Origin of the sequence: Acetivibrio cellulolyticus CD2 (assembly GCF_000179595.2) — a bacterium.
Lineage (GTDB): Bacteria > Bacillota > Clostridia > Acetivibrionales > Acetivibrionaceae > Acetivibrio > Acetivibrio cellulolyticus.
In genome coordinates this window covers 2,024,068-2,031,027 of record NZ_JH556653.1, presented here as the reverse complement: position 1 = coordinate 2,031,027, position 6,960 = coordinate 2,024,068, and the positions used below count along the sequence as shown (strand labels likewise).

The 6,960-nt window shown below is 36.8% G+C and carries 2 protein-coding genes; one reads left to right on the top strand and one right to left on the bottom strand.

All coding sequences use genetic code 11. The annotated features are described in order from the left end of the window. The coding region (locus ACECE_RS27250) for a transposase (RefSeq protein WP_010681248.1) at positions 1-637 on the bottom strand (637 nt) is incomplete at its 3' end. A 162-nt stretch (positions 638-799) separates the two neighbouring features. Here ACECE_RS27250 and ACECE_RS0210885 point away from each other — a divergent pair. After that, the gene (locus ACECE_RS0210885) at positions 800-6,952 is read left to right on the top strand and encodes a non-ribosomal peptide synthetase (protein ID WP_010681247.1); all 6,153 of its coding nucleotides are present in this window, start codon (positions 800-802) and stop codon (positions 6,950-6,952) included. Positions 6,953-6,960 lie beyond the last annotated feature (8 nt).

Genomic DNA, 6,960 nt, shown 5'->3' with positions numbered 1-6,960 from the left:
CATAGCAGAAGTAGCCGTTTATGTAGAGTTGCTTGATTTCTTTGTTTGCAGAGGCTGAAGAAGGCATAAGGCTATAAGCCATTTTATATACATCGACATCAGGCTTGTCCTTGTAGAAAGCCTTGAGTTTTTTTATGATAGAATTTATGAACTTTGGGTTATTCTCAGTTACAAAGGTTTCAATACCTGAAGTATCATAAGCGATAGTGGATGCAAGAGTAGTGTTAATTTCCTGGCAAATAGGTTCTGTAATATCTACAAGGTGGTTAAAGAAGTTTTCCAGGTAAATAACGAAATCTTGTTTGAACCGTGTAAACTGAGAGTTATGAGGGACGTCTGGAAGGCCACAGAATTCACGGGCTTCATGGCATAAATTAAGAAAAATAATGAGTAGCGAAACTGTAGGAATGCCAAGAATTTTCTGCAGAACTAATGCTGAAAGCATTGAAGAGAGTGAATATTTACGGTCTCTCCCTAGAGTTTTGTGGTAAGACCAATAAAAATCCTGTGGTATAAGCGAAGATAAATCAAGATGTTGTGAGAGTAGCTTAAGAAATTTTGGCTTATTATTTTGAAAAACATCTTTACATTCTTCGAATGTGTCAGCAAAAGAAATTTGTTTATAAAGTTTTACCATTTGTTTTCCCCTTCTCTTGTTTAAAATTGGATTAGATACCTATATTTTACTAGAAGCAGAGGGGGAAAACAATAAAAATATCAATTTGAAATGCAGTAAATTCAAGCGTTATAGCATTTCGCAAATAACTAATACTATAACTATAATGAGGGGGATAAAAAGTTGAATGCGCAAGACATAAACAAAAATAATATTTTACACTCAATTTATGCAATCATATCTAAAGTAACTGGACATAGGATAGAGGATTTAGACAGTGACATGTATCTTGAAGAAGACCTTGGTCTCGATTCGCTTAAGATGATTTCTTTGCTGAATGAAATGATGGAATTGATTCCGCCCGAAAGGATAAATCAGTTCACTGCTGAACATCCAATTCAATCGCTGATGTGCCTGCAAACGATAGGAGATATTATTAAAGTGTGGGAATCAGGAATAGAAGAAGAGTCTGATTATGATACCATACCTGATGCTAAAGCTTCTATACAAGATGAAACAATTAATAATATTTCATCACATGATAATTTGGACAGCCAAAAAATTGCTGCAGTTTTAAAGAATAGCAGCGCGAAAGATTCAATATTTGACCTTATATCAAAAGTTACTGGTCATAAAGCTGAAGACTTGGATTGTGATATGTATCTTGAAGGAGATCTTGGACTGGACTCTATAAAAATGATTACTCTAATGAATGAGATAATGAAACTGGTACCGGAAAACGAAGTTAATGATTTCAAGGCAAAACATCCTATAGGGTCTCTGATGGGTTTGCAAACAATAGGAGATATTATTCAGGTTTTTGATAGTTGGGATAAGGAAATGGGTAAGACTTCTGAGGTTAATGAAATCTGTATGAATTCTCTGCCGGAAAGAAATTTGCAAAGTGAGTCTGGAAAGCTTGATATACTTAATTCCCAGTATACGTTTATTATATCTTACTTAGCAGTAACTACCCATACAATTAGTTCGGGAATTTGTATAAGGGGCGACTTGAATATTAATTACCTCAAGGATGCATGGGAAGAAGTTATTTATCTCCATCCCATGTTAAGATCTGTTTTCAGGGTGGAAGAAAAAGCTACAAGCTTTAAGCAATATAGTATAGAGGTATTGAAAGATGTTAAAGTACCGGAAATTTCTGTTCAGGATTTAAGACATCTGGATTCAAAGGCACAGAGGCAGACAATTAAGAATAGATTTGAATCAGATTTAAATAGAAAGCTTGATATTTTTAAGTGGCCTCTACATGATCTCTCGGTTGTACGTTTAGGTGATAACGAATATGAAATAATTCTTTCTATAAACCATATTATTTCCGATGGGTTGGGTAACCAGCAATTATTAAGAGAATTGCTTGAAATTCTAAGCGCTAAAGTAGAAGGCAGGTATACAGGTTTGCCGTGTGCCACATCCATTTCAGAGTACAACAGAGTGGTATCTGAAATGAATTTGTGGAATAACGAGGAGGAGAATAGATTCCTTGACGGATATTTAAAAAAGCAAGGTAAGGAAAAATATATGTTTAATCCTTACGGTCCAAGTAAAAAACTTTCGACAGAACCATTTACAGGAGTAAATACAAATACGAAAAAATACTGGGTTGATAAACAAGTTGCTGATCTTTTGATATCCCGCACCAAGTCTTGGGGTGTTTCGTTGTTTGTACTCCTGTTAAGCACTTATATAAGAACAATTAAGCAGCAAGGAGAAGCAAGAGATAAGGTTATAATGAATGTACCAACGGGAGGAAGAGTGTACCCGAACGTAGATGCGACAGGAATTCTAAGCTCATTTGCGCAGAATATGGCTTTGAGTTTTTGCTGCGAAGATACAAGCAATGGATGGGAATCTTTGATAGCAAAAGTGGATGAAGAGATAAAAAGCAGTTTGTCATCAGGAATTGACAGGGCTCAGATATACCAGTCTGCATTATTTGCAAAAGAAAAAATGGCACTTCAAGATGGCAAGATACCGGAAATGGCCTCGGAGATTATCCGCTCAACGCTTAAATCAAATTTGTATTTTTCATTTGTGGGAGATACTCACTTGAGAGAAGCCTATGGCGATTTTAAGGTTTTTGATTATGAAGCATACACATGTACAATTCCTGGAGCTATAGACTGCCTTGTAGAAATTTTCTGTGGGAAAATACTATTAACAGCAAATTATGATGGAGATTTTCATGATGAAGCTTATATAGATAAACATATGTCCAGACTTATAGAAAATATTAAAGAGCTTGCTGCACTTGATGTTGAAATGCAGCAAAGCATGTACGTTAAGCCGGTTATATCAGTAAATACAGAGGAAATTGAGCTCAAAATCTGCAATATAGTTGAAGAAGTTTGCAAGAGATCTGTACAGAAAGAAGATATGTACAAGGATTTGACTGAGGAGTTTGGAATGGATTCACTTGAGTGTATCCGGATAATTTCCAAGTTGGGTAAAGATATAGGTATTGATGGTACCGACAGGAAGGCATTGTTTGGCTGCAGAACATTAAAAGAAATGGCAACTGTAGTTGCTGCAAAGAAAACTCCCCAGCCTCCAACAAAAAATTTGAATGAATTAGAGATACCATATCTGAAAATAGTACAACAATGTAAACAAACCCCTGACGCTTTAGCTATATTGTTTAATGAAGAGCGGATTACTTATAGGCAATTAGAGGATATTACAAACAGACTTGCCAATTTCCTCAAATCGAAGGGAATTAAAGCGGGATCATTAGTAGGTGTAATGACATTGCCGGGTCCGCTTATGTTAATAGGTATGATAGGAATACTTAAGTCCGGAGCTGCATACGTGCCTGTTGACCCATCATATCCAGCAGAGAGAATAAAGTACATATTAACCCATGCGAAGATTCAGATACTATTAACTGAAAAAGTAATAAAAAAACAAGTTAGCGAATTATTTGACAATGCAAATAGAGAAAATATACTAGTGTATTTGGATAATATATCAGAAAATGATTTATCCTCAAATCAGGTAGATAGGGATACCTGGTCATTGTGTTCCAACAGCGATCCTGATTATTCCAGTTCTCCGGATGATATTATGACTGTTCTTTATACTTCCGGTTCAACCGGCAATCCTAAAGGTGTTGTGCTGGCTCATCGCGGTTATATGAACCGGTTGGTATGGCACCAGAAAATGTTTGACTTAAAACTGGGGGAACGTGTAGCTCAAAAGACTTCCTGCTGTTTTGACATATCAGTATGGGAATTATTCTGGCCGCTTATGTATGGGGGAACGGTATGTCCCATTAGAAAGGAAATTGTTAAGAACCCATGGGAGCTTGCCAAGTGGTTTATTGATGCCAGAATCAACATCATGCACTTTGTGCCGTCTTTGTTTGGTGAGTTTGTAAATGCTCTGGAGGATGATGATTACTCATTTAGAGATTTGCGCTGGTTGATCTTTAGCGGAGAGGCGCTGCCTATGTCCTATATTCAGAAATGGATTGACAAACATGGGATGGCTACAGGGTTAGCTAATCTATATGGACCGACAGAAGCTTCAATAGATGTTACTTATCATATAATTGAGAAAAGGCCGGGGGATGATGGTGAGACCAGTATACCTATTGGAAAGCCGGTAGATAACGTGTTTATCAAAAATCTTGATAAGGATATGAGAGAACTTGCAGCAGGAGAGATAGGGGAGTTATGGATTGGTGGCATACAGCTTGCAAAGGGTTATCTTTACAATCCTGAAAAGACAAAAGAAACTTTCTGGCCAAATCCGTTCCCGGAAATACCAGGTGAATTTTTATACAGAACAGGTGATTTAACAACTAAAAGGCCCGATGGAAGCTATGAATATCATGGACGTATAGATAACCAGGTTAAGATCCGTGGATTTAGAGTAGAACTGGGAGAAATAGAGGGAGTCCTCAGCAGCATACCATATATAGAAGAAGCAGCTGTAATAGCCGTTGACTTTGCTCCGGGTGAAAAGCACTTAGTTGCATTTTTGTCTGGAACACAGGTAGATGATAAACAAATAAAAGATGCTATAGGAACAAGGCTTCCCCATTATATGATCCCTCACCGGATTAAATGGCTGCAAAGTATACCCAAAAATCCTAACGGCAAACTGGATAGAAAAGCTCTCCAGGCTTTGGTTGCAAACAATGGGGAAGAAAACAGGGAAACATGTTTGGCAGCGAATCAAGGTGCAAGTCAAACAGTCAGCAAAAATAATGATGACAATCTTCCATTAACACCCGGGCAGCTTTGGTTGTTAAAGCATTTTGATGCGCCATATCAGTGGACAGGTTATTCAAGGTTCTATTATAAGAAGCCAATGGATTTTAAGTTGCTAAAAAAATCTGTACGTGTTCTTCTAGAGCGTCACGATGCTTTACGGTGCATAGTTTGCAAGGATGGTTCCAAGTGGGTTCAACGAGTTCTTTCTGCTGATAACCTGACTGAAAATATAGATTTTTATGATGGAAGTCAGATGGACGAGAATGAGAGGAATGAGGAAATCGAAAATTTTATAAAAGAGACAATAGGTGGATTCTACATAGACAAGTGGCCTTTGTGGAAGATGATTGTTGTAAAAATTTCGGATTCCTTGTATGACATGGCAATAATTGGCCATCATATAATTTCCGATGTTGTATCTACGCATATATTGTTCCAGGATATGTGGCAAATATATGATCAACTCAATTCAGGAGCAAGGGAAGCTAATTTGGGGCAGGTAAAATCTTTGAGGGAATATGTTACTACAATTGAGGAGCTCAAGGGAAAAAACCTGAAGGAATACGTTCAATATTGGGAAAGTCAGTTCCCATCTGAAACAGATTCGTTAAAAGTTCCTGTAGACTATGTTTTAGGTGCTAATGATGAGGGATCTGCAATGGTTAAGGTATTTAACTTCAGTAAGGAGACTACATCCATCGTATTAGGTGAAGCGAAGAAGTATTTCGGATGTAACGTGTATCCTATACTATTGGCCCCATTATATAAAATGTTAAGTGTTTTATATGATAAATCTCACATTGTTGTAAGTCAAAGATTACATGGAAGGGATATAGGAGATAACAACACTTTCTTTAAAACAGCAGGTAATTTTGCGATACATGCTCCCCTAGGCATTAATATAGAAGAAAGTGACAGGTGGGTAGATATCGTACAGAAAATTCAGAATGGACTATACAATATTCCTATGAACGGATTAAGCTATGATATTGTGGCAGAAGAGCTCCCTGAATATATGTATCCGGATGAAAAACTAACCTCAATAAGAGTTAATTACTTAGGTAACAGAGATTTCCCAACGTTTGATGTTTTTGAATTTTCAAAGGATATGGATCGCAGATATTCAGCTTCCAGCCAAAAGAGGATGTCCATACTGGAATTCTTCTTTATGATAGTCGATGATAAATTGAGTCTAAAAATTGAATACTCCAGGAATTTGTATAAAGAGAAAACAATAAAGCAACTGGGAGAGCAATATGTTGAGACAATTAAAGGCATGATAGATTCCATACCAAAGAAACCAATGGCGCAAGTTCTAAAGCCATTGATGATGGGCCAATATTATGAGACTGATGGAGTATTATCTGATAAAGTTGCTCTGATAGTAGGCCAGGCACATGGTTCTATTGAGTCTATAGCTTTATCTATGGCAAAGGAAGGCGCCAGTATAGCAATTATATCTAAGCATGCGGAGCAGCTCGAAGAAACGGTTAATGAAATACGCAGGATAAACCCCAATGTGATGTTGATTGCATCAGATTTAAGCAGTCCACTGGTATTTCAACAACAAATAGAAAAGGTAATAAAAAAGTTTGGCAAACTAGATATATTTGTAAATGAACTTAGTTTTGTAAACACTTTGTATTATTCAGATGTTAGTTTTGACGAATGGATGAAAATAATTCAGACTAACACATTTGATATTTATAGTTCCTGTTATGCAATACTGGCGCATTTTATCAGGCAAAACAAGGGCAGAATTGTAAACCTGGTTCCAAACTTATCAACTACGTCAGAACATCTGTTAGGTGTACATGCTGCTTTAAAGCATGGTGTAATTGATGTAACCAAGTCTTTGGCCGAAGAATTAAAACCTTATAATATTAATGTTAATGCGATCTGCCCAATGCCATTACTGGAGGTGGACAGTTTTTCCAATGAACCAAAAAATATGGCAGTAGCCGATGAAACAATAACAGAAGCTGCAATGTTTTTAGCTTCATCAAAATCTGATCATATTTTTGGTGAAGTGATTCCGCTATATGCAAAAGAAAGCTCGTTTAGAACTAATTCACAGCAAATTCCAAATATTAATCTATAAGCAGTTCA